General features: G+C 71.6%; 26 protein-coding genes and 2 pseudogenes. 17 read left to right on the plus strand and 11 right to left on the minus strand.

What is annotated here, in order from left to right; all coding sequences use genetic code 11:
- Positions 1–357: pseudogene (locus ABD832_RS00005) on the plus strand (serine/threonine protein kinase); the annotation flags it as partial.
- 121 nt (positions 358–478) lie between these two features.
- On the opposite strand, the gene ABD832_RS00010 reads toward ABD832_RS00005, so the two are convergent.
- Both ABD832_RS00010 and ABD832_RS00015 read right to left on the minus strand, forming a co-directional pair.
- On the minus strand, positions 479–808 hold the full coding sequence (locus ABD832_RS00010) for an ArsR/SmtB family transcription factor (RefSeq protein WP_344886581.1): 330 nt from the start codon (positions 806–808) through the stop codon (positions 479–481).
- The gene (locus ABD832_RS00015) at positions 805–1,260 is read right to left on the minus strand and encodes an SRPBCC domain-containing protein (RefSeq protein ID WP_344886583.1); all 456 of its coding nucleotides are present in this window, start codon (positions 1,258–1,260) and stop codon (positions 805–807) included. Before ABD832_RS00015 ends, ABD832_RS00010 begins: the two co-directional genes overlap by 4 nt.
- A 304-nt stretch (positions 1,261–1,564) precedes the next feature.
- On the opposite strand from ABD832_RS00015, the gene ABD832_RS00020 reads away from it, so the two are divergent.
- The gene (locus ABD832_RS00020) at positions 1,565–2,227 is read left to right on the plus strand and encodes a response regulator (RefSeq protein WP_344886585.1); all 663 of its coding nucleotides are present in this window, start codon (positions 1,565–1,567) and stop codon (positions 2,225–2,227) included.
- Here ABD832_RS00020 and ABD832_RS00025 read toward each other — a convergent pair.
- The gene (locus tag ABD832_RS00025; RefSeq protein WP_344886587.1) at positions 2,115–3,347 is read right to left on the minus strand and encodes an MBL fold metallo-hydrolase; all 1,233 of its coding nucleotides are present in this window, start codon (positions 3,345–3,347) and stop codon (positions 2,115–2,117) included. The two genes, ABD832_RS00020 and ABD832_RS00025, sit on opposite strands and share 113 nt — an antisense overlap.
- A gap of 409 nt (positions 3,348–3,756) precedes the next feature.
- On the opposite strand from ABD832_RS00025, the gene ABD832_RS00030 reads away from it, so the two are divergent.
- Both ABD832_RS00030 and ABD832_RS00035 read left to right on the plus strand, forming a co-directional pair.
- Complete coding sequence (locus ABD832_RS00030; protein WP_344886589.1) at positions 3,757–4,422, plus strand: carbonic anhydrase family protein; 666 nt, start codon at positions 3,757–3,759, stop codon at positions 4,420–4,422.
- 125 nt (positions 4,423–4,547) lie between these two features.
- Complete coding sequence (locus tag ABD832_RS00035) at positions 4,548–5,129, plus strand: putative glycolipid-binding domain-containing protein (protein ID WP_344886591.1); 582 nt, start codon at positions 4,548–4,550, stop codon at positions 5,127–5,129.
- Between the two features lie 67 nt (positions 5,130–5,196).
- On the opposite strand, the gene ABD832_RS00040 is transcribed toward ABD832_RS00035, so the two are convergent.
- Positions 5,197–5,424, minus strand: a complete 228-nt coding sequence (locus ABD832_RS00040; RefSeq protein WP_344886593.1) for a hypothetical protein — start codon at positions 5,422–5,424, stop codon at positions 5,197–5,199.
- The gene (locus ABD832_RS00045; protein ID WP_344886595.1) at positions 5,415–5,873 is read right to left on the minus strand and encodes an ATP-binding protein; all 459 of its coding nucleotides are present in this window, start codon (positions 5,871–5,873) and stop codon (positions 5,415–5,417) included. The genes ABD832_RS00040 and ABD832_RS00045 overlap by 10 nt, the downstream gene beginning before the upstream one ends.
- Positions 5,874–6,009: 136 nt before the next feature.
- Here ABD832_RS00045 and ABD832_RS00050 point away from each other — a divergent pair, with 136 nt between their 5' ends.
- From ABD832_RS00050 to ABD832_RS00075, 6 genes are all read left to right on the plus strand, one after another.
- Positions 6,010–6,843, plus strand: coding sequence for a helix-turn-helix domain-containing protein (locus ABD832_RS00050; RefSeq protein ID WP_344886597.1), 834 nt, complete (start codon positions 6,010–6,012; stop codon positions 6,841–6,843).
- Positions 6,828–7,031 carry a DUF397 domain-containing protein gene (locus ABD832_RS00055; protein ID WP_344886599.1) on the plus strand — a complete coding sequence of 68 codons (204 nt, stop codon included), beginning with the start codon at positions 6,828–6,830 and terminating at the stop codon, positions 7,029–7,031. The genes ABD832_RS00050 and ABD832_RS00055 overlap by 16 nt, the downstream gene beginning before the upstream one ends.
- 36 nt (positions 7,032–7,067) lie before the next feature.
- Positions 7,068–7,271, plus strand: coding sequence for a DUF397 domain-containing protein (locus ABD832_RS00060; protein WP_344886601.1), 204 nt, complete (start codon positions 7,068–7,070; stop codon positions 7,269–7,271).
- 177 nt (positions 7,272–7,448) lie between these two features.
- The gene (locus ABD832_RS00065; protein WP_344886603.1) at positions 7,449–9,524 is read left to right on the plus strand and encodes a DUF6421 family protein; all 2,076 of its coding nucleotides are present in this window, start codon (positions 7,449–7,451) and stop codon (positions 9,522–9,524) included.
- Complete coding sequence (locus tag ABD832_RS00070) at positions 9,521–10,174, plus strand: SDR family NAD(P)-dependent oxidoreductase (RefSeq protein ID WP_344886605.1); 654 nt, start codon at positions 9,521–9,523, stop codon at positions 10,172–10,174. The genes ABD832_RS00065 and ABD832_RS00070 overlap by 4 nt, the downstream gene beginning before the upstream one ends.
- 14 nt (positions 10,175–10,188) lie before the next feature.
- Positions 10,189–11,256, plus strand: a complete 1,068-nt coding sequence (locus ABD832_RS00075) for a threonine aldolase family protein (RefSeq protein WP_344886607.1) — start codon at positions 10,189–10,191, stop codon at positions 11,254–11,256.
- A gap of 141 nt (positions 11,257–11,397) precedes the next feature.
- Here the strand turns inward: ABD832_RS00075 and ABD832_RS00080 are convergent, their stop codons facing one another.
- Both ABD832_RS00080 and ABD832_RS00085 read right to left on the minus strand, forming a co-directional pair.
- Positions 11,398–11,697 carry a DUF3467 domain-containing protein gene (locus ABD832_RS00080; RefSeq protein ID WP_344886609.1) on the minus strand — a complete coding sequence of 100 codons (300 nt, stop codon included), beginning with the start codon at positions 11,695–11,697 and terminating at the stop codon, positions 11,398–11,400.
- A gap of 74 nt (positions 11,698–11,771) precedes the next feature.
- Positions 11,772–12,440 carry a DUF305 domain-containing protein gene (locus ABD832_RS00085; RefSeq protein ID WP_344886611.1) on the minus strand — a complete coding sequence of 223 codons (669 nt, stop codon included), beginning with the start codon at positions 12,438–12,440 and terminating at the stop codon, positions 11,772–11,774.
- Positions 12,441–12,561: 121 nt separating this feature from the next.
- Here ABD832_RS00085 and ABD832_RS00090 point away from each other — a divergent pair, with 121 nt between their 5' ends.
- Positions 12,562–13,281 carry a thioredoxin-like domain-containing protein gene (locus ABD832_RS00090; RefSeq protein ID WP_344886613.1) on the plus strand — a complete coding sequence of 240 codons (720 nt, stop codon included), beginning with the start codon at positions 12,562–12,564 and terminating at the stop codon, positions 13,279–13,281.
- Between the two features lie 151 nt (positions 13,282–13,432).
- Here the strand turns inward: ABD832_RS00090 and ABD832_RS00095 are convergent, their stop codons facing one another.
- Together ABD832_RS00095 and ABD832_RS00100 are read right to left on the minus strand one after the other, a co-directional pair.
- A complete protein-coding gene (locus ABD832_RS00095; RefSeq protein ID WP_344886615.1) occupies positions 13,433–15,004 on the minus strand; it encodes an ABC transporter permease in 1,572 nt (523 codons plus the stop codon).
- Positions 15,001–15,894, minus strand: coding sequence for an ABC transporter ATP-binding protein (locus ABD832_RS00100; RefSeq protein ID WP_344886617.1), 894 nt, complete (start codon positions 15,892–15,894; stop codon positions 15,001–15,003). The genes ABD832_RS00095 and ABD832_RS00100 overlap by 4 nt, the downstream gene beginning before the upstream one ends.
- A 78-nt stretch (positions 15,895–15,972) precedes the next feature.
- Here ABD832_RS00100 and ABD832_RS00105 point away from each other — a divergent pair, with 78 nt between their 5' ends.
- Entirely contained in the window at positions 15,973–16,449 is a 477-nt protein-coding gene (locus ABD832_RS00105) for a GbsR/MarR family transcriptional regulator (RefSeq protein WP_344886619.1), read from the plus strand.
- A 96-nt stretch (positions 16,450–16,545) separates the two neighbouring features.
- Here the strand turns inward: ABD832_RS00105 and ald are convergent.
- Positions 16,546–17,665 (minus strand): annotated as a pseudogene (gene ald / locus ABD832_RS00110) (alanine dehydrogenase).
- A gap of 1,187 nt (positions 17,666–18,852) precedes the next feature.
- Here ald and ABD832_RS00115 point away from each other — a divergent pair.
- The 5 genes from ABD832_RS00115 to ABD832_RS00135 all read left to right on the plus strand — a co-directional run bounded on the left by ABD832_RS00115 (position 18,853) and on the right by ABD832_RS00135 (position 25,208).
- Positions 18,853–19,929 carry an excalibur calcium-binding domain-containing protein gene (locus ABD832_RS00115; protein ID WP_344886621.1) on the plus strand — a complete coding sequence of 359 codons (1,077 nt, stop codon included), beginning with the start codon at positions 18,853–18,855 and terminating at the stop codon, positions 19,927–19,929.
- A gap of 550 nt (positions 19,930–20,479) precedes the next feature.
- A complete protein-coding gene (locus ABD832_RS00120) occupies positions 20,480–21,772 on the plus strand; it encodes a helix-turn-helix domain-containing protein (RefSeq protein ID WP_344886623.1) in 1,293 nt (430 codons plus the stop codon).
- A 146-nt stretch (positions 21,773–21,918) separates the two neighbouring features.
- Positions 21,919–22,548 (plus strand): copper resistance CopC family protein, encoded by a 630-nt coding sequence (locus tag ABD832_RS00125; RefSeq protein ID WP_344886624.1) that lies wholly within the window; start codon positions 21,919–21,921, stop codon positions 22,546–22,548.
- On the plus strand, positions 22,545–24,605 hold the full coding sequence (locus ABD832_RS00130; protein ID WP_344886626.1) for a bifunctional copper resistance protein CopD/cytochrome c oxidase assembly protein: 2,061 nt from the start codon (positions 22,545–22,547) through the stop codon (positions 24,603–24,605). The genes ABD832_RS00125 and ABD832_RS00130 overlap by 4 nt, the downstream gene beginning before the upstream one ends.
- Positions 24,606–24,782: 177 nt before the next feature.
- Complete coding sequence (locus tag ABD832_RS00135; RefSeq protein WP_344886628.1) at positions 24,783–25,208, plus strand: sensor histidine kinase; 426 nt, start codon at positions 24,783–24,785, stop codon at positions 25,206–25,208.
- Positions 25,209–25,272: 64 nt separating this feature from the next.
- Here ABD832_RS00135 and map read toward each other — a convergent pair whose 3' ends face one another.
- On the minus strand, positions 25,273–26,121 hold the full coding sequence (gene map, locus ABD832_RS00140) for a type I methionyl aminopeptidase (RefSeq protein WP_344886630.1): 849 nt from the start codon (positions 26,119–26,121) through the stop codon (positions 25,273–25,275).
- Between the last annotated feature and the right edge of the window lie 43 nt (positions 26,122–26,164).

Below are 26,164 nucleotides of genomic sequence, written 5' to 3' on the forward strand. Positions count from 1 at the left end.
GCGAACGAGATCATCAAGGCCACCCCCCAGGAGGCCACCGGCCTGTACGCGCAGACGCTCGACACCCTCGACCCGCGCAGCGGCGCCGAGCGGCTGCAGGAGACCCTGCAGTCCTCGCTCCCGGGCACCGTCAGCGTCTTCTCCCAGGTCGTCCAGGTGAGCGTGGGCGGCAAGACGGCCTCACGGCTGCAGGGGACGATCGCCGACCCGCAGCGCGGAGGCCGGCTCGACTTCACCGGCTGGGTGGTCGACCGGCCGGACGAGGCCGCCCTGCTGATCTATTTTTGCGCGCCCGGCACCTGTGACGACGCGATCGCTCTCCGGTTCGTGCGCAGCGTCTCCTTCCCGGCCTTCTGAGGCCGTCCGGCCTCGCCGGACGCACCTGTCCGCGGCGACGGCCGGAAACGTCCTCTCGTGCCGACGACCGTGCGCGGGCGGTCGCATCGGGGATGACCGGTCATCATCCCCGGCCGGGGTCTCATTCGGTATGCCGGGTGTCCTCCGCCAGCGCCTTGAGCCTCAGCAGGTTGGCCTCCCAGGTGGTCGCGACGCTCGCCATCCACTGCGCGGTCTCGGCCAGCCGGGACGGGTTCGCACTGTAGAGTCGCGCGCGCCCCAGCCGGCGGCTGGACACCAGATCGTGCTGCTGCAGTGCGATCAGGTGTTTGATCACCGCCGGCCGGCTGACCGGCAACGGGGCGGCCAGCTGTGTGGCCGTCTGCTCACCTCGCTCCGCGAGCAGTTGCAGAACGTGCCACCGGGTGGGGTCGGCCAGCGCCGCCAGTACCTGCGGCTGTGGCCGGGTCACCGCCGCTGTGCCAGGCGGTCGGGCGTCGCGGCGTGATCCTGCAGCGCTGACAGGCCGCCGGTCCATCCGTCGGCCGCGCCGCGGGCATGGATGCGCCGCTGCTCGGGCCCCACGGCCAGTTCGTCGAACCCGCTCTCGGTCACGACGAGACGCGTGCCGCCGTCGGCGGCGGACAGGGTGAACGTCACAAGGGTCTGGTGTCCCGGTCGTGGATCCTCGTCCGGCACCGACGAGTACCGGTAGGAGAAGACCGTGGGCCGCTCGACCCGCTCGATGACGCCCCGGAAGGAGCCGTGCTCCTTCCAGGTGTGGACCAGCGTCCCACCCGGGCGCAGGTCGATGTCCGCCCCGTCGAAGGCGAACCAGGCCCGGATGTGCTCGGCCTGGGTGAGGAGTCGCCACACGTGCTCGACGGTGGCATCGATGAAGATCTCGTGCTCGATCCGGTCCATGGTTCTTCCCCTCGCGTCTTGTGTCACCCAAGGGTTACACATGGGCTCAGGGAGACGCAACCCTGCGGTTACACATCCGGGGTGCCGGGCCCTGGTTCAGGCGATGAGCCCGTCCGCCGGCGACTTGCGTCCCACTTGTGACCGGCTTGTCCGGGCGTTTTGTCCTATGGGCAAGACGGTCACCAGGCTTTAGTCTCCCCGCATGGCGGTTCCCCCCTCCCGTCCGGCGCACGCGCACGGCCGTACGGGTCGTCGACCGCGCGTCCCGGGAACGAGGTGCCCAGTCGTCGGCCAAGGAGAAGAAGTGAACATCCGCGTCGTCATCGCCGACGACCAGGCGATGGTCCGCGCCGGTCTGAAGCTGGTCGTGGAGAGCGAGCCCGGCCTGGAGGTGGTCGGCGAGGCCCCCGACGGGATCGAGGCGCTCGCCGTGGCCCGCAGGACCAGGCCGGACATCGTGCTGATGGACATCTCGATGCCCCGCATGGACGGCCTCACCGCGGCCAGGGAACTGCTGGGCCAGCAGGACCCGCCCAAGGTGGTCATGCTGACCACCTTCGACACCGACGAGAACCTCTACGCCGCGCTGCGCGCCGGGACCAGCGGGTTCCTGCTCAAGGTGTCACCGCCCGAGCAGCTGGTGGAGGCGATCCGGGTGGTCGTCGCGGGCGACGCCCTGCTGGACCCGGCCGTCACCACCCGCGTCATCGCCTCCTTCGCCGGCCGGCACGACCCCGCGCCCCCGCCGCAGCTCGCCGAGCTCACCCCGCGCGAGCTGGAGGTGCTGCGCTCGCTGGCCCGCGGCCTGACCAACGCCGAGATCGCCGCGGAGCTCTTCGTCGGCGAGGCCACGGTCAAGACCCACGTGGCGCGGGTGCTGATGAAGCTCCACCTGCGCGACCGGGCTCAGGCGGTGGTGTTCGCGTACGAGTCGGGCGTGGTCCGGCCGGGCAGCTCGGTCGGGTAGCTCGGTCGGGTAGTGGCCGGAGCGGCGGGGCGACGATCGGCGGCGTGCCGGAGGCGACGCGCCGGAGCCGGGCGGAGTCGGTGAACACGGGCCTCTCCTGTCCGTACGGGGGCCGCGACGGCCCGCCACCAGGACGGTAGGCGGCGGCCCCGCGCCGGGTCGTCCGCCGCGGGACTGATCCGGGGTCCCCCTGGCGGGGTAAGAGGACCGCGGGGCGGGCAGGCCGGGCGTCGGCACGCCCGCGAGCGTGGGGCAGGCCGTGCAGCCCTGCCCGGGGACCGTGAACCCCGGCTCGGGAACGGGCAGCGGGGAGACGGCCGCGACCACGGCCACCGGTCCGGCTCTCCTGGGTCCCGCGACCCTGCCGACCGGTCTGGCTCTCCTGCGTCCCGCGACCCTGCCGATCGCGGGCCGGAAGCCGGGAGGCCGCGGCGCGCAGGGCCTCCGACGCCTCGCCCGGCCCGCCGGTGAGCGGGTCCCCGTGACCGAAGCAGACCGTGTCCGCGTCCAGGGCGGCGAGCCTGCGGAAGGTCTCGGCGGCGCGGGGACGGTCGAGGTTGAACACGCCCAGGATCGGGGTGCCGTCCATGCTCGCGACGGCGTCGCCGGTGAACAGGACGCGACGGCCGGGCAGGTACACGGCGACGCTGCCGTCGGTGTGGCCGTCCGCGAGGACCACCCGTGCCCCGCCACCGAAGTCGATCACGTCCCCGTCCTCCAGCTCGCGGTCCACCCGGCAGGGCGGCGCCGGGGGCGGCTTCACCATGTTCTCGTACAGGTCGCGCTCCCAGTCCGGGGCGTCGGTGAAGACGGGCGGCGGCCCGGGGACCTCCCCGCGGACGACCGGGGCCTCGAGGCGGTGCGCCATCACCGTGACGTCCCCCCAGCCGGCGACCTCGGCGGCCGAGCCGGTGTGGTCCTCGTGGAAGTGGGTCAGCACCACGGTGCGGATCTCACCGGGATCGCGGCCCAGGCTCCGGACCGCCTCGGCGATCGCGGGCCCGGAGCCGGCCACGCCGGTGTCGATCAACGTCAGCGCCCCGGGGTCGGCCCACAGGTAGGCGTGGCCGACCTCGAAACGCAGCTGGTGAAGCTCGGGCAGCAGACGGACGATCTCCATGCCGCGAGCGTAGGGCGGCCGGGCAAGGGCGGCCACGCCGTTCACGCAGGGCGGAGCGCGCCGGGCGGGACCGGCGCCGCCCGGGAAGACGATCTCGTACGGACCCCTCACCCCGCTTGTAATCGTCCGTTTACTTATGGTCGTTTTGGTCACCGGAAAACCAGGTTGAGAGTTCACCTTCTTCCGCTAACCTCGCCAATGCCTTTATGCCGCCTTTAATGCCGACATAGCACCCTTGCGTGCCCGCACGCGACATAAAAGGCATCCTTCGTACGAAAGGCACATGGTGCGGTACCGTCTTGCCCCCCTAGCGGTGGCTGCCGCTTTTCTCCTCCCGTTCACCGCTCTCTCCGCTCCCGTGCAGGCGGGCGTCGCACGGCCGTGTCACGGCACCGGCACCGACGCCGCCGTGCAGAGCCCCATCACGATCGACCGCTCGGTCGCGTGCCCGGGTCACCAGGTCCCGATCGACGTCCACTATCCGCAGAGCGTCGACGGAACGCTCCTGTTCCAGGACCGCGCTCCGGTCGGTGAGGCCGGCGAGCACGACGACGTCCGGTTCGTCATCGGCGCCGGTGGCTCCCAGCCGTACATCACCTACGGCGGCCAGCGGTACAACCTGATCAACGTGCACTTCCACGGTCACGCCGAGCACCGCTTCGCCGGTCAGCCCTTCGCCCCGATCGAGGCCCACCTGGTGCACGAGAAGGCGACCGGCCCGAAGGGGTACGTGGTCTTCTCGGTCCTCGTCGACTCCAAGGAGTTTCACGGCCTGTCCGAGCACGACCGCCTGATCACGTCGCCCCCGGCCCTCGGCGCGTCCAGGCCCCTGCACGGCGTCCACCTGAGGAACCTGCTGCCCGCGAACCACTCCACCTACCGCTACACCGGCTCGCTCACCACGCCGGACGAGAGCGACGTCTACTTCCAGCCGGTGAACTGGGTCGTGTTCGACCGGCACGCGAAGGCCCACCCGGACAACGTCCAGTCCTACCGGTCGCTCTGGGGTGCGGAGGGCAACCACCGGGAGATCCAGGAGAACCACCCGGCGCCCAACATCTACTCCCACCACTGAGCCCTTCCCCTCCGGCGGTGCGCGGGACGAGCTCGTCCCGCGCACCGTCGCGGTCACGCTCACGGCGCCGATACGGTCATGACGATCCGGACGGACCTCCCACGGGATCACGAGAAGGAGCGGACATGACCTTCACGACACCGCCGCGGACGGCGGCCTGGCGGCATCTCGACGCGCGCACCGGCTTCGAGGTGGTCTACTTCCACCCGCTGGGCGACGGCCACCGCATCGAGGGGTGGACGACCGCGGTCGAGGACGGCGTGACCTGGGCCGTCGACTACGTCATCGAGGTGGACGCCGCCTGGGTCACGCGAAGCGCCAGGATCGGCGGGCACTCGGCCGAGGGGTCCCGGAGCACCGTGCTGGAGGCCGACGGCGCGGGCCGCTGGCGCGTCGACGGCGAACCGGCCCCCCATCTGGACGGCTGCCTGGACGTCGACCTGGAGTCCTCGGCGATGACCAACGCCTTTCCCGTGCACCGGCTGGGTCTTCGGCCCGGGGCCGCGGCGAAGGCCCCCGCCGCCTACGTGCGCGCCGTCGACCTCGCCGTCGAACGGCTGGAGCAGGACTACCTCCGCGTCGGCGACGAGGGCTCACGCCGGTGCTACGACTACGCCTCGCCCGCCTTCGGCTTCGCGTGCCGCCTGGTCTACGACGAATCCGGTCTCGTGCTCGATTATCCCGGCATCGCCGTACGCGAGCTGTGACCCGAAGAAAAGGGCCGGCGACGAACCGCGTTGTCCGCTCATCGGCGATTGTCATCATGTCCGCGAATCAGGCGGTGCTTTTCGGAAACGCGCGGGAAGACACTCCGGGACGGTTCTCTGGTCGAGGAAAGCCTGTACCGCGCGGGCTTTCCGCCTCACGCGGTCCCGGGTCGAACCAGCCGTTCTTGGCCCGTCGCAGGAACGCCTCCCAGGCGTCGAAACCGACCAGCACTCCTCGCTGACCCGGAGCGCTGATCATGACCCCGTCGCGGGTGAGGCTCACGATCACCCGCACGGCGGCCCCTCACCGTCGATCGCGCACCACACGACGCGGCCCCGCTCTCCCAGGTCACGGACTCCCCATCGGTTCCGGGACACCTCGGCGACGATGCCGAGCCCGCGCCCGCGTTCCCCGTCGCCCGGTACGCCACCGGGCTCCCGGGGCCGCCAGGGGCCACCGCCCGGGTCCAGGACCTCCACGCGCAGCAGCTCCTCGCGGCGGGCCAGGGTGAACGACACCAGGTCACCGGGATTCCTCCGCCGCGCGTGCAGAACCGCGTTCGTGACCAGCTCGGAGGTCGCCAGCCGCACATTCTCGTACGCGGGATGGTCGTCGCCGAGCCATTCCCTCACATGCGCGCGGGCCTTCGACGCGGAGGCGGGATCCAGGTTGAGGAATACCTTTCCGAGGATCTCGTATCGGTCGCCCGGGTATTTCCACCAGGAGTTGATCGCGGGATTCATGTCACCTGCTCCGACGGCCGGATTCCGGATATGCCTTCGCAGCATGACACCGCTCCACTACAGTCGGTAATCGAAAGAACGCGGCGCATGTTCAACGGTTCTTGTGAAACCGCCGATGAAACCGAGGTGATGTCCCATGCCGCAGGCCAAGGTGCTCGACCCGACCACGTCACCGGTCGCCTTCTTCGGATTCGAGCTCCGCCGCCATCGCCACGAGGCCGGTCTGTCCCAGGAGAAGCTGGCCAGGCGGATCGGCTTCGCGCTGGGCACCGTCTCCATGGCGGAGACCGGCCGTCGTCCCCCGACCGAGGATTTCGTCCGCAGGTGCGACCAGGCCCTGGGTGCCGACGGCGCGTTGATCCGCATCAAGGAGATGATGGACAACGTCGCGGCCCGGTTACCGGCCTGGTTTCGGCCATGGGCGGAGATCGAGCAGGCCGCCGAGAGCCTGCGGACCTGGCAGCCGCTCATCATGCCGGGGTTGCTGCAGACGGCCGAATACGCGCGGGTGCTCTTCAGTGATGAACCCCGTGCTCCCGCGGACGGTGTGGAGAGAAATGTGACGGCCAGACTGGAGCGCCAGCTCATCCTGGAACGAGAAGATCCCCCCATGCTGTGGGTCGTTCTCGATGAGGGGGTACTGAGTCGCCGCGTCGGTGGCGCATCGGTCATGGTGGGACAGCTGGATCACCTGCTTCACATGGGACGACGCTCTTCTGTCACTGTTCAGATCGTTCCTTCTGGAACAGGAAGCACCGTGGGATTCCTGGGCGGATTTTTCATTGCACAGGCCAAGGGAATCGCCAATAGTGTTTACGTGGAGTCGGCCGGACATGGGCAGATTTCCGATCGCCCTGATGACGTAGCGGACATCATGACCAAATACGAGGCGATCAAGGCAGAGGCTCTACCGCAGCGAGCATCGCTGGAACTGATCGAGGAGATGAGGGAACGATGGATCGCGAGCTGAGCGAGGCGACGTGGGTGAAGTCGTCGTTGTCCGGCGGTAACGGCGGAGAATGCGTGGAGGTGGCGAGGTTGTCCGGCGCGTGGGTCGGGGTGCGGGACAGCAAGGATCCGTCCGGTCCGGCGCTGGTGCTGACCTCGGGGCAGTGGGCCGCCTTCACCGGATGGGTCCGCGCCGACGAGACGCTCTAGCGTCGGTAGCGGATGCCCCCTGGGAGGGAGGGATCGATGGATCGCGAGCTGAGTCAGGCCATCTGGGTGAAGTCGTCACTGTCCGGCGGCAACGGCGGCGACTGTGTGGAGGTGGCGAGGTTGTCCGGCGCGAGGGTCGGGGTGCGGGACAGCAAGGATCCGTCCGGTCCGGCGCTGGTGCTCACCTCGGGCCAGTGGGCCGCCTTCACCGGATGGGTCCGCGCCGGCAAGGCCGTCTAGAAGCCCGATCCCGGGGAGCCGCGTTCCCCGTACGGCCGAGGGCCGGTCGTCCCGACCCGGGACGACCGGCCCTTTCGCGTGCCCGGCCCGCACCCGTCAACCCGTACAGAACTACTGAAACGGGACTGTAGCGTGTATATTTTCCGGCATTACGCTCGATGAGAAGGAGGATTTATCGTGACGGCGCTACCGCGGGTACTGTTCGACGAAGCACACGGCGAGTCGTGGACCATCCGGCGGGACGTGGCCGAGACGATGAATCCGGGCCATCCCGATGACAGCGGCTACGTCCGCGCCGCCGGGGTGCTGCGCGCGCTGGGGCACACCGTGGCCGCGCACACCGGCGGCCCTCTGACCCCGGACCTGCTGGACGGGCAGGACGTGCTCGTGATCGCGCACCCCTCCACCGAACGCTGGGAGCGCACCACCGGCGGTGACCCCGTTCTGCCCGCCGGCGAGCTGGACGCCGTCGAGGAGTACGTGCGCGCGGGCGGCGGGCTGGTCGTGATGGCCGAGTACGAGCAGGAGAAGTACGGCAGCAACCTCACCGAGCTGCTCGCGCGCTTCGGGGTGGGCGTCGAGAACACCCTGGCCCACGATCCCGGGAACGCCCACAACGGCGTGGCCTCCTGGGTGATGGGCGTACCCGGGGAGGGGGTCGCCGCCGGGCAGGACCTGCTGGCCGGGGCCCGGCGCGCCTGCTTCTACCGCGCCGGGACGCTCACCGCCCCCCAGGACGCGACCGTGCTGTTCCGTACCTCCGCGACCGCGACCCCGGCCGGACGTCCGCTGGCGGTGGCCGTACGGCACGGCGAGGGCCGGGTCGTGGTCCTGGCCGACTCCGACCTGTTCGGCGACGACTCGATCGGCGACCACGACCACGCCGCCCTCTGGGGCAACCTGATCACCTGGGCCGCGCGGACGCCCTCGTCCGCGAGCCGGTCGCGGGACGAGCAGGCGGGCCGGGCCGAGTTCCGGGCGCTGAAGGAGGCCGTGGAGGCGCTCCGGCCGCTGCAGGCCAAGGACGGCTCGGTCGAACGCGACCGGGAGCGGGCCGCCGGCCTGGTCGCCGAGATCGCCGGGCACGTCGAGCGGCTCGCGCCGCGCTTCCCGCACGACGCCGCCTACCTGGCCGCCGTCGTCGCCGACCTGAACACGTGGGCCGAGGGAGGCCTCGGGGTGCCCGACTTCCTCGACGCGCTGGAGGCGTTCCACCCCGACACCCAGCGGGTCGACGGCCTGGAGCACCTGGTGGTCTTCCCGATGTACACCCAGAACGGCACCACGTTCCGGCACCTGGAGGCGGTGTGGATCCGCACGATCTGGCCGGACTGGCTGGCCGAGCTGGAGCGGACCCGCTACGACAACCCGATGTTCGTGCCGATCGCCTTCGAGGACTTCACCTCCGGCTACGACACGAACTCGGCGGTGCTCTTCCCCGAGACCGTCGCCGTCCGTGAGACCCCGGCCCGCTTCACCTGGGGCGGGATCTTCGCCGACCGCGAGGCCGCCCGCTTCCGCGCGGTGAGCGGCGCCGCCGCGGCCACCCTCAAGCTGGACCTGCCGCCGGACGCGGCCAGGCTGATCGCCTCGCAGGAGCTGGCCCAGGACACCTTCGTGCTCTGGGACCTGATCCACGACCGCACCCACAGCCACGGCGACCTGCCGTTCGACCCGTTCATGATCAAGCAGCGCATGCCGTACTGGCTGTACTCCCTGGAGGAGCTCCGCTGCGACCTGACCGCGTTCGGCGAGGCCGTGAGGCTGGAGCGCGAGAACGTGCCGCACGCCCGCTACGTGCAGCTGGCGATCCTGTTCGACCGGCTGTTCCGCTTCCCGATCACCGGCGGCCGGGTCCGCAACTACGACGGCCTGGGCGGGCAGCTGCTGTTCGCGTACCTGCACCGCAACGACGTGGTGCGGTGGACCGACAACCGGCTCAGCGTCGACTGGGAGCGGCTCGCCGGAGGCGTCGCCGACCTGCGGGCCGAGGTCGAGAAGCTCTACCGGGACGGCATCGACCGCTCCAAGCTCGCCCACTGGCTGGCCGCCCACCAGCTGGTCGCCGCCTACGTCGAGCCGCACCCGGCCTCGGTCTGGGCACGTGGCGCGGCCGCGCTGCCCGCCGAGGGATTCCCGAAGACCGCGGTGGACGCGGTGCTGCCCGACGAGTTCCCCCTCAGCATGTTCTACGAGGCCCTGCGCCGTAAGCTCGGCGATGTCGTCGACTCCACGAAGGGCATCCGAGCATGATCATCCTTGTCACCGGCGCGGGCGGTCCCGCGGGCCGGGCCGTCACGCGCAGGTTCACCGGGCAGGGCCACACGGTGATCGGCGTCGACAGGAGCGGCGCCGACGGCCTGCTCGCGGTCGACCTGCTCGACACCGACGCCGTCAGGGATCTGGCGCGGGACGTGGCGGCCGAGCACGGCCACGTGGACGGGATCGTGCACCTGGTCGGCGGCTGGCGCGGGTCGAAGACCTTCGCCGAGACGTCGCTGGAGGACTGGGCGCTCCTGCACGACCTGCTGATCCGTACCCTCCAGCACGTCACGCTGGCCTTCGAGCCGCTGCTCAAGGCGGCCGAGCGCGGCCGGTTCGCCATCGTCTCGGCCAAGGCCGCCGAGCGGCCCACCCAGGGCAACGCGGCGTACGGCACGGCCAAGGCCGCCTCCGAGGCGTGGACCCTGGCCTTCGCCGACGCCCTGGAGGGCACCGGCGCCACCGCGAACGTCCTGGTGGTCAAGGCGCTCGTGCACGAGGGCATGCGCGAGGCGAGCCCGGAGCGGGCCTTCCCCGGATTCACCGACGTCGACGACCTCGCCGAGGCGGTCGAGCGGCTGTGGGAGACCGACGCCAACGGCACCCGGATCGACCTCACCGCCGGGCCGGGCACCGGCTGAGGGAAGGAGAGCCCATGACGGACGCCGTCCGCAGGCACGACCCGCTGGTGAAGGGCTTCGCCAGCGACAACTACGCCGGGGTCCACCCGGAGATCCTCCAGGCGGTCGCGCTCGCCAACGGGGGCCACCAGACCGCCTACGGCGACGACGTCTACACCGCCGCGCTGCAGGACGTCTTCCGCGGGCACTTCGGCCCGGCCGCCGAGGTCTGGCCGATGTTCAACGGCACCGGCGCCAACGTGGTCGCGCTCCGCTCGATGACCGCCCACTGGGAGGCGGTGATCTGCGCGGAGTCCGCGCACATCCACACCGACGAGGGCGGTGCCCCCGAGCGGTCGGCCGGGCTGAAGCTGCTGCCGGTCGCCACCCCGGACGGCAAGCTCACCCCCGAGCTGATCGACAGGCAGGCGTGGGGCTTCGGCGACGAGCACCGGGCCCAGCCCAAGGTCGTGTCGATCACCCAGACCACCGAGCTGGGCACGCTCTACACGCCCGAGGAGATCAGGGCGATCTGCGACCACGCCCACGGCCTGGGCATGGTCGTCCACCTCGACGGCGCCCGCGCCACCAACGCCGCGGCCGCGCTCGACGTGCCGCTGCGCGCGTTCACCACGGACGCGGGGGTGGACGTGCTCTCCTTCGGCGGCACCAAGGCGGGGTTGATGTTCGGCGAGGCCGTGGTGGTGCTCGATCCCGGCGCCGTGCGGGGCCTGCGCTACCTGCGCAAGAGCGCCATGCAGCTCGCGTCCAAGATGCGGTTCGTCTCGGTGCAGTTCGAGGCCCTGCTCGCGGGAGACCTGTGGCTGCGCAACGCCCGCAACGCCAACGCCATGGCGCTCCGGCTGGCCGAGGCCGTGCGGGACGTGCCCGGCGTGCGGATCCCGCGTCCGGTGCAGGCCAACGCGGTCTTCGCGATCCTGCCCGGGGACGTGACCGCGCGCCTGCAGAAGCGTTTCCGCTTCTACACCTGGAACGAGGCCACCGGCGAGGTCCGCTGGATGACCGCGTTCGACACCACCGAGGCCGACGTGGACGCGTTCGCCGCAGCCGTGGCGGAGGAGATGCGCCTCTCCCCGGCGTGAGCCCACGCGGCCCGGCCTTCCCGGCGGGGCACTCGCGACCCGGCCTCCGGCGTGAGCCCGCCCGGCCCGGACCCGGCATGGACCGGGGACGGGACGGGCGCGGCCGGGGCCGCCTTCCGTCTCAGGGCGTCACCCGGGCGCTCAGTTCTTGTGGCCGGTCTCGTGCTCGTAGGCGGTGAGCTGCTGTTCGAGGGCCTTCATCAGCTCGAACACCTGGCTCGGGGGGATGCGGATCCGGCTGACGATCCGGGTCGGCACGCTCACGAAGTGCTCTCCGGAGGAGGGGTCGTTGGCCAGCTGGGGCGGCCGGGTGATCACCGCGAAGTCCAGGACGAAGCCATCTTGGGTGTGCCACACGGAGGCGAAGTTGGCGTACTGCCCCATTTCCACCTCGGCGGAGATGCTCACCTCCAGCCGGTTCTCCGGCTCGTCGTTCACCATTCTCATTCCTCCGGCCAGGTTGGCTCCATGCTGCCCTGGCCGGGAACCGGCCGCACACGGACGCGCCGACGCCACTAAAGGATGGAAGGCAGGCGCTGGGCGCCGCGCTGCCGCAACATGTCGGTCATCAACTCGATCTCGCCCGTCTGACCGTTGACGATGTGCCGTGCCATGGTGGCCACCTCGTCGCGGTCGGACAGTTTCAGCAGGCTCCGGCCCATCTGCACGCCGCCCTCGTGGTGACGGATCATGAGCTGCAGGAAGAGCACCTCCTGGTCCTTTCCGGTGGCCGCGCGGAGCCTCGTGAGCTCGTCCTGCGAGGCCATACCGGGCATCGTGGCCTGGGCTCCCGGCGTTACAGCGCCGCCACCGGTGCCGCCGTGGCCGCCGTGACCGGCCATCCACGCCATGGCGGGCCGCTCGCCCGACTGGTTGAGCCCCCACTGCTGCAGCCAGCCGGTGAAGATCCCGCGCTGTGCCGTCTGCGTGACGATGATGTCGTACGCCAGCCGCCGCAGCGCCTCGTCCCTGCTCCCGTCCCTGGCGACGAAGGACATCTCGACGGCCTGGGCGTGGTGGACGGACATGTCACGGGCGAAACCCGCCTCGGGTGAGGCGTCGGTCGGGGAGGTCGTCCTCCCCATGACGAGCAGCAGGACGACGGCCACCAGCAGGCAGCCGAGCAGCGCGCCGAGCGCCAGCCTGCGCTTGGGCTTTGCACCATCGTGAACCGCGGTTTCCATTATCTCCTCAGCGTACCCACTGTCAGGAATCACTGCTGTGTCGCACGTTGTCAGACCCTTATTCTCCACATACGCCACTAGGGCATAGGGTGACAAAAGTTGTTTGCCGGCTGGAGGGTCGATGACCAAGGAAAAGGCGCAGGCGAGGCGCGAGCACCTCAACAGGATGCGTGAGGAGCAGAAGCGCAAGGAACGCAGGACCTCGCTCCTGATGTGGGGTGGCGGCGGTCTCGTCATCGTCCTGCTCGTGGGGGTCGTCGCCTTCTACCTGATCGGCGAGCGTTCGAGGACGTCGCTGGACGCGGTCTCGAGCGCCAAGTATCCGGGCAGCCTCCACGTCGAGAAGAAGGTCTCGTACAAGGAGACCCCGCCGATGGGCGGGGAGCACAGCTCGGCCTGGCAGAACTGCGGCATCTACGACCAGCCGATCAACAACGAGAACGCCGTCCACTCCATGGAACACGGCGCCGTGTGGATCACCTACCGGCCCGACCTGCCCAAGGCCGAGGTGGACACCCTCAGGGAGCTGGCCTCCAAGGACTACATGCTGCTCAGCCCCTACCCGGGCCTGCCCGCCAAGGTGGTGGCCAGCTCCTGGAACAAGCAGCTCAAGCTGAACGGGGCCGACGACCCGCGCCTGCCCAAGTTCATCAGCAAGTACAAGAACGGGCCGGACACCCCCGAGCTCGGCGCGTCCTGCAGCGGGGGCGTGGGCACCACCACCGCCGAGGCGCCCATCCCGGCGACCGCCCCGTCGTCCGCACCGGCCGCGACGCCCGACCAGAGCCCGGCGGCCACCGGCGAGGCGACCCCCGCGCCCAGCGCCAGCTCGGCTCCCTGACCGACGCAGGCCCGCCCGGCCCCGGATCCGCGCCTGGATCCGGGGCCGGACCCGTACCCGGGCGTGCTCGAACCCTCGCTCTGGCCGCGCTCGGATCCGCGCTCGGATCCGCGTTCGGATCCGGGGCGGGCCCGGGGACCGCGCGGGCCGGTCAGCCGATGTCGCGTCGGCGGAAGCCGTACAGGCCCGCGGCCGTCAGCGCCGCCGCGATCGCCACCAGCGTGATCAGCGGCGTCGCCGTCACCTCCCCGCCGGGCAGGCGGGGCAGGTGGCTGAACGGGGACAGGTCCACGAGCGCCCCCGGCAGGTCCAGCAGCGCGCCGACCTGCCCGAACACCAGGAATGCCGCCAGCACCGCCCAGGCCAGGGGGAGCAGCCTGGGCAGCAGCCCGAACAGGGCCATCACCAGCGCGCTCAGCGTCCACACCGCGGGCAGCTGGACCAGCGCGGCCCCCAGCACCTCGGGCACGTGGGCGCCCGGATCGCCGGTGACGGCCCCGTAGGCGATCCCGGCCGACAGCCCCAGGACCGCCAGGACCACGACGGGGCCCCCGAACGCGAACACCAGGTGGCTCGCCGTCCACCTTCGCCTGCTCACCGCGGCGCACAGCAGCGGCTCGGCCCGCATCAGCGTCTCCTCGGTACGCATCCGCGACGCGGCCTGGATCGCGTAGCCGGAGACGGCGATGCCCAGGATGCTCACCACGCTCGCGATGAGGGCCTGGCCCACGCCGGCACCGCCGCCCAGCCTGGCCAGCATCTCCAGGGCCTGTCTGTTCTGCCCGAGCGCGCCGGAGGCGGCCTGGGCCGTGGCGCCCACCACGGCGCCGCCGAAGGCGACGGCCGCGCTCCAGCCGGCCAGCGATCCCCGGTGCAGGCGCCAGGCCAGCGCCAGGGGGGTGGCGAGACCGGGGGCGGCGTCGGCGGGTCCCAGCCGGGGAGGCAGCAGGCCCGCCCCGAGGTCCCTGCGTCCGGCCAGCGCGTAGGAGAGCGCGCAGAGCGTGATCACCAGCGCGGCGAACAGGCCCAGCGGCCACCATTCCTCCCCCGCGAACGGGCGCATCCGCTGTCCCCAGGCGATGGGGGAGGACCACGACAACCAGCCGGTGCCACCGGTGTCGCCCGCCATCCGCAGGGCGAACGCCAGGCCGAGCACCGAGATCGCGATCGCCCTGGCGCCGCCCGCGCTCTCGGTGAGCTGCGCGGCCACGGCGGCCACCGCCGCGAACACCATGCCGACGCAGGCGTAGCCCAGCCCCGTGGCGAGCGCGCCCGGGGCGGGGTAGGCGCGGAAGGAGAGGGTGACGATCAGCCCGACGGCCAGGCAGGCCGTCCCGGCCACGATCAGCGCCGCCGACAGGGCGGCCCGGCGTCCCAGCACGGCGGCGCCCAGCAGCTCGCGGCGGCCCGTCTCCTCCTCCGCCCGGGTGTGCCTGACCACGGTCAGGATCACGGCCAGCGCCAGTACGACCGGGGTGAAGCCCGCCCGCCACACGCCCATGGCGGCGGCGTTCCAGTGCAAGACCGGCCCGTACAGGGCGGAGAAGGCCGGGGCGGAGCCCATCGAGGCGGCGAACCGGCGCAGGGCGGCCTCGTCGGTGTACAGCTCCGCGATGCCGGAGGTCTGGACGACCGGCAGCACGGCGATCACCATCACCCACGGCGGGAGGAGGAACCTGTCGCGGCGCAGGATCAGCCGGACCAGGGACCAGGTGCCGGTCATCGGGCCGGCTCGCCCTGGTAGTGACGCAGGAAGAGCTCCTCCAGCGTCGGCGGACGGCTGGTGAGTGAGCGCACCCCGAGGGCCGACAGCTGCCGCAGCGCCTCGCCCAGGCCGTCGGCGTCGACCTCGAAGGACACCCGGTCGCCGCTGACGCGGAGCCCGTGGACGCCGGTGAGGCCGGTGAGGCCGCCGGGCGGGGCGGCCAGCTCGGCGGTGACGGAGGTACGGGTCAGGTGGCGCAGCTCGGCCAGGGTGCCGGTCTCGACCGTGCGGCCGTCGCGGACGATGCTCACCCGGTCGCAGAGCTTCTCCACCTCGGCCAGGATGTGGCTGGACAGCAGCACGGTGCGGCCCTGCGTGCGGACCTCGCCGATGTAGTCGGTGAAGACCGCCTCCATCAGCGGATCCAGCCCGGAGGTGGGCTCGTCCAGCAGCAGGAGCTCCACGTCCGAGGCGAGCGCGGCGACCAGGGCGACCTTCTGCCGGTTGCCCTTGGAGTAGGCGCGTCCCTTCTTGCGCGGGTCCAGCTCGAAGCGCTCGATCAGGTCCTTCTTGCGTGCCCTGTCGAGGCCGCCGCGCAACCGGCCGAGCAGGTCGATGACCTCGCCACCGGACAGGTTGGGCCATAGGGTGACGTCGCCCGGCACGTACGCCAGACGGCGGTGGAGCTCGACGGCGTCCTTCCAGGGGTCGCCGCCCAGCAGGCGGACCGTGCCTGCGTCGGCCCGCAACAGGCCGAGCAGGATGCGAATGGTGGTCGACTTGCCCGCCCCGTTCGGGCCCAGGAAGCCGTGCACCTGGCCTGCCCGGACGTCGAGGTCCAGGCCGTCCAGCGCGCGCGTCCGGCCGAAACGCTTCGTCAGGCCGGACACGGAGATGATGTTGTTCACTCTTCAGAACATACAGAAGCTTCAGAGATAAATGAAAGTAGTTCGTGCGAACCCCTGACGCCCGACCGAGGAGGACCGATGAGAGACGAAGAAGCCGTGCGTCAGTTCGTGGAGCGGATGAGCCGCCAGATGGCCGAGTGGAACTTCCCGCCCATGGCCGCCAGGGTGCTGCTGACCGTGATGACCGCCGAGGAGGACGCGCTCAGCGCGGCCGACCTGTCCGAGCGGCTCGACGCCAGCTCCGGCGCCATCTCGGGTGCCGTACGCCATCTGACGACCATCGGCATGATCCACCGGGTGCCGGTGCCGGGGTCGCGGCGCGATCTCTACGGCATCAGCGACGACACGTGGTGGGAGGCGACCCTCACCAAGGGCAACCGCCTTCAGCTGGTCGTGGAGGCCATCGAGGAGGGCCTGACGGCGATCGGCGGCCCCGACACCCGCCCCGGCCGCACCCTGGCGGAGATGCGGGACTTCATGGCCTTCTGCCATGAGGAGATCCCGCTCCTGCTCGACAAGTGGCGCGCGCGCCGCCGGGACCCGGTCGGCCCCTGAGGCCGGTTCCGTTCCCGTCCGCGGCGCCCCTCGCCGGTGGCGCGGGCGGGAGGGGGACCCTGACCGCGCAGCACGGTGGCGCGGGCGGGAGGGACCCTAGCCGCGCAGCACGTCCTGCGAAAGCACCGCCTCCAGCCCGTGGGCCTCGGCCACGGGCCGGTTGGTCAGGTGCCCCTCGTGGGTGTTCAGGCCCGCCTCCAGCGCCGGATCGGCGCGCAGGGCCTCCCGCCAGCCCCGGTCGGCGATCGCCAGCGCGTAGGGGACGGTCACGTTGGTCAGCGCGTACGTCGAGGTGTGCGGCACCGCGCCCGGCATGTTGGCCACGCAGTAGAACACCGACCCGTGCACCCGGTACGTCGGGTCGTCGTGGGTGGTGGGGCGGGAGTCCTCGAAGCAGCCGCCCTGGTCGATGGAGATGTCCACCAGCACCGACCCCGGCTTCATCCGCGAGACCAGCTCGTTGCTCACCAGCTTGGGCGCCCGCGCGCCCGGTATCAGCACCGCGCCGATCACCAGGTCCGCGTCCAGCACCGCCCGCTCGATCTCGTACGCGTTGGACGCGACGGTCTTGCAGTGGCCCTTGTAGATCACGTCCGCCTGGCGCAGCCGGTCGATGTCGCGGTCCAGCAGCAGCACCTCCGCCTGCATGCCCAGCGCGATGACCGCGGCGTTCATGCCGGAGACCCCGGCGCCGATCACCACCACGGAGGCCGCGCGCACCCCCGGGACCCCGCCCATCAGCACGCCCCGCCCGCCCCCCCTGGCGCATCAGGTGGTACGCCCCCACCTGCGGGGCGAGCCGCCCGGCCACCTCCGACATCGGGGCCAGCAGCGGCAGGAACCCCGCGGGGCTCTGCACGGTCTCGTACGCGACGCCGGTGACACCGGACTCGAGCATGGCCAGCGTGCACGCCCGGGAGGCGGCCAGGTGCAGGTAGGTGAAGAGCACCTGGCCCTTGCGCATCCGGTGGTACTCCTCGGGGACCGGTTCCTTGACCTTCAGGACCAGGTCCCCCTCGGCCCACACGTCGTCGGCCGAGTCCACGATGGTCGCGCCCACGTTCCGGAAGTCGGCGTCGGGGATGGAGGACCCCAGCCCGGCGTCCTTCTCGACGAAGACCCGGTGGCCGTGCCGGACGAACTCGTGCGCTCCGGCGGGCGTCAGGGCCACGCGGTACTCGTGGTTCTTGACCTCGCGGGGAACTGAGATTCTCACGGCTCCTCCAGGGTGGGCGCGTGTCCTCGTCCGCGGTGTGCGTTCCCCCTGTGCGTTCCCCGAAAGGGGGCGATCACGCGCGGGCGGGACGAACGGCCAGGTCGGCGGCGTGCCGACGACGTTCCGATGATGTTCCGGCGCGGGGACGACGGGGTGAGGGGGAGGCCGGGACCGGGGAGGCCGGGGCCCGTTCCGTCGCCCGCGGGGACCCGGGACGCGTCCCGGCCGGGAGCATGACCCGCCGTTCGCCACATGTCCTGACCTAGAGGGTTACCGGCTTCTCGCGCCGATCGGTAGGCTCGCCGCGAACGGACGCGAACGGCTGTGAGGAACGCGGGGACGTGACGATGGGGATGCACGCGGGGCAGGGTGGGACGCCGCCCGGACCGCAGGGGCCTCCAGCCGGCCCCGACGACCCGTCCGGGAGCTCCCGGGAGCCCACGCCCGGTGCCCGTGACGCCTTCACGCCGGGTGCCCGTGACGCCTTCACGCGGGGTGATCGTGATGCTTTCACCCCCGGTTCCCGTGACGCCTTCACGCCGCCGGGTTCCCGGGACGTCTTCGTGCCCGGTTTCCCCGGTGCCCTCCCGCCCGGCCTTCAGGACATCTTCACGTCCGACACCTATGACGCCTTCACGCCGCCGTCGCGTCCCGGCGCGTCGCCCGGACGCCATGCCCGTGGCACCGGCGGATCCGGTGAGGAGCTTCCCGGTGTCCAGGACGTTCCCGGCCGTGGCTCCGGCGCTCCGGAGTACGGCGCTTCGGAGTACGGCGCTTCGGAGTACGGCGCTTCGGAGTACGGCGCTCCGGGCCATCCGGATCACGACGGGCCGGGCCGCCCGGACCACGGCGATCTTGGATACGGCGACCAGGGATACCGCGACCCCGGATACGGCGACCCGGGACACGCCGGGACGTGGGCCGGACGGACAGGACCCGGTGGCCGGGAACCGGACGATCCGGGAGAGGCGACGACGCGGGTGGGCGGCTTCGGGATGGACGCGCCCGGCGCCGGTCCTCCCGGAGCCGCTCCCGCATACGGGGCCGCGGGTCCTCCCGGCCCCGCCGGTCTCCCCGGATCCGGCGGTCTCCCCGGGGCCGGTGTGCCCGGGCCCGCCGGTCTCCCCGGGCCCGATGTCCCCGGAACCGCGGGCGTCCCCGGGCCCGGCATGCCCGGAACCCCCGGCATGCCCGGAACCCCCGGCATGCCCGGAACCCCCGGTGTGCCAGGGACGGGTGCGCCGGGAACGAACGCACCCGGGGCGGATGTGCCGGGGGGCGGCAAGCCCCCGTTCGCGGGCCCGGTGGTGCCGCGGGCGAGCCGGGCCACCACCGCGATCCTGGTGGCGGCCCTGGTCGTGGTCGTACTGATCACCGGAGTTCTCGGCACCATCGCGGTGCTCATGACCCGCAACCCCGACATGCCGCTCGGTGCCCCTCCGCCCAGCCGGCTGGTGGTCCCCATCCACTTCGCGCCGGTGACCGAGGTGAAGGCCGGTGCCTGCACGGTCCCGGAGACCTACCCCGACGACCTCGGGCAGAACTGCTACACGGTCGCCGCGGGGATCACCGTGAACGCGGTGCGGAAGATCGAGGCCGTTCAGGAGAAGAGCGGCGGCTACTCGGTCAGGATCGCGTTCGCCCCCGCCTTCCGCGACCAGATCAACGCCCTGACCGAGGAGGCGGTCAACGAGGACGACCCGGTCAGGCAGCAGATCGCGATCGTGGTGGGGGAGAAGGTGGTGGCCGCTCCCCGGGTGGCTCAGGCGATCACCGACGACAGCCTGAGCATCGCCGGGGCCTTCACCAAGGAGCAGGCGGACGCGATGGTCGTCCGGCTGATCGGTTCCCGCCCCGCCGGGACGCAGCCGGCGCCGAGCCCCCAGACGACCGGGTCGGTCTTCACCCCGCCCACCGATCCCTCTGCGGGTCCGTCGCCGAGCCAGCAGGTGCCCACCACCCCGGCCACGAACCCGGCCGATCCGGCCACGAACCCGGTAACCAACCCGGCGGCCGATCCGGCCGCCGACCCGGTCGGGACCGACCGGAGCGGGACCGGTCAGGGCGCCACCGACCCGCCCGCGACGAACCCGTCCCCCCGGACGACCTCGGCGTCCGCTCCTGCCGGCGGGGGTGACCATCCCCGGTACGCCACCTGCAAGCAGGCGACCGCCGACGGGTACGGCCCGTACACGCGTGGCGTCCACAAGCAGTACGACTGGTACATCGACGTGGACGGGGACGGCGTGGTCTGCGAGCAGTGAGACGCCTCATGCCGCAGGCGGCTCGCGAAAAACGAAGGCCCCGAGAAACAAAGGCCCGGAGGAACGAAAAGGGCCGGAGAAGATCACCCGAAGCGCCGGATCGGCCCGGCGGCGGGCGGTCGTGTTCGCGACAAGCGAAAGGCCAGGTCTGCGAAGACCTGGCCTCAGGGACATCCGTACCGGACCCCGGGTGCGGAAGCCGGGGTGGACGACGCCGGGTTCACCGAAGACGGTGACTCAGCGTCTGGAAGCCCGTCGCGGAAGCGGATCCCGTTCCGGTCGGACTTCCGGCCCTACCGGTGAACTGAGTCGCTGATTAGTCGGGACCATTCCAGCCCAGCTCGCCCATGGCGTTCAAGGGCAAAGAATAGTTGGAGGTGTCGTTCTGAGGGGCAGACGAATCAGCGCTCACGGTCGTAGCATTGCCAGAGACGGCAAAAGCAGCCGCAAATAGCATGGCGAGGGCAGACAGGGACAAGGTAAGACGTCGGCGCACGGGGAGACTCCTGTCGTGGGTTCTGCTGCTCAACACTATCTTTCAAGGGGTAACGTGACTGGTCAAGACTTAGTCGGTCAACGCATCAAGACCGTCCGTCGGCAACGTGGTCTTTCCCAGGCGCAGCTCGCTCACCCGGAACTGTCGGATAGCTACGTCTCTCTCATCGAGAGTGGCAAGCGTACTCCGACCCCTGCCGTGTTGGAGCTTCTTGCCGAGAAACTCGACTGCTCGCTCACCTACCTGGTGAACGGGGTCACGGCCGAGCAGATGCAGGAGATCGAGCTCGCGCTGGGCTACGCGAAGCTGGCCATGGAGAACGGCGAGGTCGTCGAGGCCCGCACCCGCTACGCGGAGCTCCTCGCCGACGGCGGCCTGGCGGGCCTGCCGCAGCTCCGCCAGGACGCCGAGTACGGCCTCGCCCTGGCGACCGAGGCCTGTGGCGACCTGGACGAGGCGATCGTCCTGCTCGACGGACTGCGCGAGAACGACACGGTGGTCATGAACCCCGAGCGTCAGGTCGCGGTCGCCGTCGCGCTCTCCCGCTGCCACCGCGAGAAGGGCGACCTGGCGCGGGCGGTGCAGGTCCCCGAGCAGATCCTCGGCGGCGCGGTCCGCCCTGCCTGGAACGACGGCCTGATGCGGCTGGGCGGCCAGCTCCTCGTCGCCTACGTCAGCCGCGGCGACCTGCTGCGGGCGCGCCAGTTCTCGGCCGAGCTGCTGGCCGCGGCCGAGTCCCTCGGCACCCCGCAGGCGCTCACCCTGGCGCACTGGGGCGCCGCGATCGTCGCCGTCGAGAGCGGGCAGGCCCAGGAGGCCGTGGCCCACGTCGAGCGGTCCCTGGCCATCCAGTCCGAGTACGGCGACCCGCGCCGGCTGGCCCGCCTTCGCGGCGACTACGCCCAGGTGCTGCTGACCGCCCGGCCGATGGAGGCCGAGGCCTGGCGCGACGTGCTGCTGAAGGTGGAGGGCGAGCTCGCCGAGAGCTCCGCCAACCCCATGGACAAGATGCGCTGCGCGATGAACCTCTCCCGGGTGGAACTGCTGCTCTCCCGGCCCGAGCCGGCCGCGGAGCGCATGCGGGCCGTCTGCGACCTCCTCGACGGCATGCCGCAGATCATGCAGGCCGAGGCCCGGCTGCTGTACGGCCAGACCCTCGCCGAGCTGGGCAGGCAGGAGGAGGCCTCGCGGGAGCTGGGAGCCGGGGCCGAGTGCCTGGAGCGCTCGCCCGTCACCCGGGACACCGCCCACGCCTGGCTGACCGCGGCGCAGGTCCTGGAGCGCATCGACGAGCCCGTCCGGAGCGTCGACGCCTACAAGCGGGCACTGGCCAGCGTCGGGCTGTAGGCCCGCCGAGGTGTCCCCGGCCGGGCGGCCGGGAAGGACGCGTGGGTGAGGGGCCGGGAACGGCCGGACGGAGGGGAGACGCGCGCAGCCGTGGATCGGGTAGGGGAGTCGAGACCGCGGTGCCGCGTCGGTAGCCTGGGGGTGTCATGAAGACTTCCCCTGTCGCGGCCGCCCTCGCGCTCCTCGCCGTCCTCGTTCTCGGCACGGCCTTCGCCACGCCCGCCCTCGCACACGACCGGCTCAAGAGCAGCAGCCCGGCCAAGGACGCGAAGGTCGAGCGCCTGGAGGAGGTGAAGCTGACCTTCAGCGCCTCGGTGCGCTTCCCGAACGTCGTCGTCCGCTCCGGGGACGCGTCCCACCAGGACGGCAAGCCGTCCGTGGACGGCGCCGTGGTGACCCAGAAGGTCAGGACCGGCCTTCCTCCCGGCCGGTACGTGATCGCCTACCGTGTCGTCTCCTCCGACGGCCACCCGATCGAGGGGGAGATCCCCTTCACCCTCGTCGGCCGGGCGTCCTCGCCGTCCCAGGCGCCGGAGGCGTCGGAGTCGTCGCCCGCGGGCGCCGGACCGGGCTCAGCCACAGCGAGCGCCCCCGAGAGTGCCTCCGCCGAGAGTGCCCCGGCCACCTCGTCGGAGGTCCCGGCCACCCCGGCCGCCGCGGCCGAGGACTCCGGCTCCTCGGGAGGCGTGCCGGGCTGGATGTGGATCGTCGTCGGTGCCCTGACCGGCGTCGGCATCGGCATGTTCTTCAGCATGCGCGGCAAGAAGCGGCCGTGAGCGGGTCCGCGCGGGCCGCGCAGACGGCCAAGACGACCAAGACGGACGACACGGCCCCGGCCGGGAACGGTGGGACCGTACGGCTCGTCCTCGCGGGTACCGCCGCCGCCGTGGTCGCGCTGGTGATCGCGATGATCGCCGGGGGGGCGGCGTTCCCCAGGATCATCCCCGGACTGCCCGACCAGGGTGCCCTCACCCGCTGGGGCCTGCCGCTGGCCAAGCTGGCGATGGACGTGGCCGGTCTGCTCACCGTCGGCACGCTGCTGGCCGCCGCGATCCTGCTCCCCAGCGACAAGGGCCTGCTGGGCGGGCCCGCCCTCGCCTACGTCAGGGCCGCCTCCTGGACGGCCCTGGTCTGGGCCGGTGCCGCCGCGGCCACCATGGTGTTCAGCCTCTCGGAGGCGCTCGGGCTGCCCGTGACCGACGTGCTCGCCGGGGACGAGCTCACCAGCTTCGCCAGTCAGGTCTCCCAGGGCATCGCGCTGACCCTGGTGGTGCTGTTCTCGGTCGCCATCGCGCTCTTCGCGCGCGGCGCGATCACCGTGGGCGCGGCCGGCGGCCTGCTGGTGCTGGCCCTGGTCACCATGCTCCCGCCCGCGCTGACCGGCCACTCCTCCTCCTCGCCCAACCACGACCTGGCCACCACCGGTGTGGCCGTGCACCTGATCGTCCTGGCCCTGTGGGTGGGTGGCCTCGGCGTGCTCTGCGCGCACGCGCTGCGCCGGCAGCCGCACCTGGCGACCGCCGCCGCCCGCTTCTCGGCCCTGGCGCTGTGGTGCTTCATCGGGGTGGGGCTGTCCGGCCTGTTCAGCGTCATGGCCAGGCTCACCTCGCCCGCGGAGCTGTTCACCTCCACGTACGGCCTGCTGCTGCTGGCCAAGACGGCCGCGTTCGCGCTGCTCGGGGTCATCGGCTGGTGGCACAGGAAGCGGACCCTGCCGCTGCTGGCCGGTGGCGGGTCCGGGACGTTCGTCCGGTTCGCCACCGGTGAGATCGTCGTCATGTTCGCGGCCGTCGGGCTGGCCGTCGCGCTGTCCCGTACCGCGCCGCCGCCCGCCGTCCTGCCCGTGGACAGGGCCTTCGAGCTGCTCGGCTACACCATGCCCCCGGAGATCTCCGTCGCCAACCTGGCGTCGCTGTGGTGGTTCGACCTGTTCTCCGGCACGCTCGTCGCCCTGCTGGCCGGGCTCTACCTGGCCGGTGTCGTCCGGCTCGCCCGGCGCGGGGACTCCTGGCCCAAGGGCCGTACGGCCGCCTGGTTCGTCGGCGTGCTGATCCTGCTGATCGCCACCCAGAGCGGTGTCGCCCGCTACGCCAAGGTGCTGTTCAGCGCGCACATGGCCGAGCACATGACGCTCTCCATGATGGTGCCGATCTTCCTGGTGCTCGGCGCGCCCGTGACCCTGGCGCTGCGGGCCCTCTCCCCGGCCGCCCGCCGGGGCGACCGCGGGCCCAGGGAGTGGCTGACCGTGATCCTGCACAGCAGGTTCGTCCGGTTCATCTCGCACCCGGCGATCGCCACGGCGATCTTCATCGTCTCCACCTACGCGCTGTACTTCACGCCGCTGTTCGCCGCCGCCATGGAGGAGCACCTCGGCCACATCGCGATGACGGTGCACTTCCTGCTCAGCGGCTCGCTGTTCTTCTGGGTGATCATCGGCATCGACCCGGCCCCGCACCGCCTGCCGCACGTGGCCCGGCTCATCCTGCTGTTCGTGACCATGCCGTTCCACGCGTTCTTCGGCATCGCGCTGATGAGCATGACCACCGTGCTGGCCGCGGAGTGGTACGACCAGCTCGGCCGGACCTGGGGGCCCTCCGCCGTGGCCGACCAGCAGGCCGGCGGGGCCATCGCCTGGGGGTTCGGGGAGATCCCGACGCTCATCGTGCTGCTCGCGCTGGCCTTCCAGTGGTGGCGCGCCGACGACCGCGGGGCCCGCCACGCCGACCGCCGGGCCGAGGCCTCCGCGGCCCGCACCGGTGGCAGCGGGGACAGCAGGCTCGACGACTACAACGACTACCTGGCCAGACTCAACAAGCGTGACAACGGTCGGTAGCCCCACGGTTACGCCCTCCTACCCTTACCGTCTTCCCGGTGTCGCTCCCGGTAGCCTGGTGTCCCACAGGGGGCTCGTGCTCACCGCAGCGGGTGCAGCGCTTCGTCATCGCGCGCCACGCCGAGTCACATCCGGTCGGGGGGCCGGTGATCGCCATGTGCATGGGAAGGTTGAGCAGTGTCCGAGGAACTGCGCGTACGCGACGACAGGAGCCGGAGTCTGGCCCGGGCCCTTGAGGGATACCTGACCGAATGGTCCGAGCGCACCGGGATCGCCGTCGAGATCTGGGCGCTGCCCGGCCGTGACGTCCCGGCCTCCTTCACCGAGGTCGTGCTGGCCGTGCTGGAGGAGGCGCTCGCCAACGTCGAGCGGCACAGCCGTGCCCGTACGGTCTCCGTCGCCGTCACCCACGGGCGCGGCGGGCTGCGCATGACGATCAGCGACGACGGTGTCGGCTTCTTCGGCGAGGCCCGGGGCCGGGGCGTCGTCGCCATGCGCGCCCACGTCCGCAGGCTCGGCGGCTCGCTCGGCGTCAACGGCAGCCCCGGCGAGGGGACCACCGTCACCGGGGTGCTGCCCCTGCGGAGACAGGACCGGGAATAGGGCCTGGTGCTGAAGCCGGTGCGGGCCGGGGACGACGGCCCGCGGCCGGTTCACAGGTGGCGGCTCAGGGAAGCGTGAGGATCTCGCGGCCGGTCTCGGTCACCAGGATGGTGTGCTCGAACTGGGCGGTCCGCCTGCGGTCCTTGGTGACGGCGGTCCAGCCGTCGGGCCAGACGTCGTAGTCGATGGTGCCGAGCGTCAGCATGGGCTCGATGGTGAAGGTCATCCCCGGCTCCAGGGTGACCGCCAGCGACGGGTCGTCGTAGTGCGGCACGATCAGGCCCGAGTGGAACGTGGTGCCGATGCCGTGACCGGTGAAGTCGCGGACCACGCCGTAGCCGAACCGCTTGGCGTACGCCTCGATCACCCGGCCGGCCACGTTGAGCCGGCGGCCCGGGGCGATGGCCTTGATCGCCCGCTCGGTGGCCTCCCGGGTGCGCTCGACCAGCAGGCGCGACTCCTCGTCGACGTCGCCGACCAGGAAGGTCGCGTCGGTGTCGCCGTGCACGCCGCCGATGAAGGCGGTGATGTCGACGTTGACGATGTCGCCGTCGCGCAGCACGGTGTCGTCCGGGATGCCGTGGCAGATCACCTCGTTGATCGAGGTGCAGAGCGACTTGGGATAGCCCCGGTAGCCGAGCGTGCTGGGGTAGGCGCCGTGGTCGCAGAGGAACTCGTGGCCGATCCGGTCGAGCTCGTCGGTGGTGACCCCGGGGGCCACGTGCCTGCCGACCTCCTCCAGGGCCTGGGCGGCCAGCCTGCCCGCGACCCGCATCCGCTCGATGATCTCGGGGGTCTTGACGTCGGGCTCCCCGGTCTTCGGGGTCTTCTTCCCGACGTACTCCGGCCGCTGGATGTGGGAGGGGACCTTGCGGAGGGGAGAGATCCGCCCGGGCTGGAGCAGTGTCGTCATGGTCCAGCAGTCTAGTTGTGCTTCCGGCTGGGCAGGATTGCGG

This window comes from Streptosporangium longisporum, from assembly GCF_039534895.1.
Taxonomy (GTDB): Bacteria; Actinomycetota; Actinomycetes; order Streptosporangiales; family Streptosporangiaceae; genus Streptosporangium; species Streptosporangium longisporum.

Coding starts and splice junctions, on each gene's coding strand:
- ABD832_RS00015 (WP_344886583.1), bottom strand. CDS start 1,260: ATGGACCGGATCGAGCACGAGATCTTCATCGATGCCACCGTCGAGCAC.
- ABD832_RS00025 (WP_344886587.1), bottom strand. CDS start 3,347: ATGGAGATCGTCCGTCTGCTGCCCGAGCTTCACCAGCTGCGTTTCGAG.
- ABD832_RS00035 (WP_344886591.1), top strand. CDS start 4,548: ATGACCTTCACGACACCGCCGCGGACGGCGGCCTGGCGGCATCTCGAC.
- ABD832_RS00045 (WP_344886595.1), bottom strand. CDS start 5,873: ATGAATCCCGCGATCAACTCCTGGTGGAAATACCCGGGCGACCGATAC.
- ABD832_RS00050 (WP_344886597.1), top strand. CDS start 6,010: ATGCCGCAGGCCAAGGTGCTCGACCCGACCACGTCACCGGTCGCCTTC.
- ABD832_RS00055 (WP_344886599.1), top strand. CDS start 6,828: ATGGATCGCGAGCTGAGCGAGGCGACGTGGGTGAAGTCGTCGTTGTCC.
- ABD832_RS00060 (WP_344886601.1), top strand. CDS start 7,068: ATGGATCGCGAGCTGAGTCAGGCCATCTGGGTGAAGTCGTCACTGTCC.
- ABD832_RS00070 (WP_344886605.1), top strand. CDS start 9,521: ATGATCATCCTTGTCACCGGCGCGGGCGGTCCCGCGGGCCGGGCCGTC.
- ABD832_RS00075 (WP_344886607.1), top strand. CDS start 10,189: ATGACGGACGCCGTCCGCAGGCACGACCCGCTGGTGAAGGGCTTCGCC.
- ABD832_RS00080 (WP_344886609.1), bottom strand. CDS start 11,697: ATGGTGAACGACGAGCCGGAGAACCGGCTGGAGGTGAGCATCTCCGCC.
- ABD832_RS00085 (WP_344886611.1), bottom strand. CDS start 12,440: ATGGAAACCGCGGTTCACGATGGTGCAAAGCCCAAGCGCAGGCTGGCG.
- ABD832_RS00090 (WP_344886613.1), top strand. CDS start 12,562: ATGACCAAGGAAAAGGCGCAGGCGAGGCGCGAGCACCTCAACAGGATG.
- ABD832_RS00095 (WP_344886615.1), bottom strand. CDS start 15,004: ATGACCGGCACCTGGTCCCTGGTCCGGCTGATCCTGCGCCGCGACAGG.
- ABD832_RS00105 (WP_344886619.1), top strand. CDS start 15,973: ATGAGAGACGAAGAAGCCGTGCGTCAGTTCGTGGAGCGGATGAGCCGC.
- ABD832_RS00115 (WP_344886621.1), top strand. CDS start 18,853: ATGCCCGGAACCCCCGGCATGCCCGGAACCCCCGGTGTGCCAGGGACG.
- ABD832_RS00125 (WP_344886624.1), top strand. CDS start 21,919: ATGAAGACTTCCCCTGTCGCGGCCGCCCTCGCGCTCCTCGCCGTCCTC.
- map (WP_344886630.1), bottom strand. CDS start 26,121: ATGACGACACTGCTCCAGCCCGGGCGGATCTCTCCCCTCCGCAAGGTC.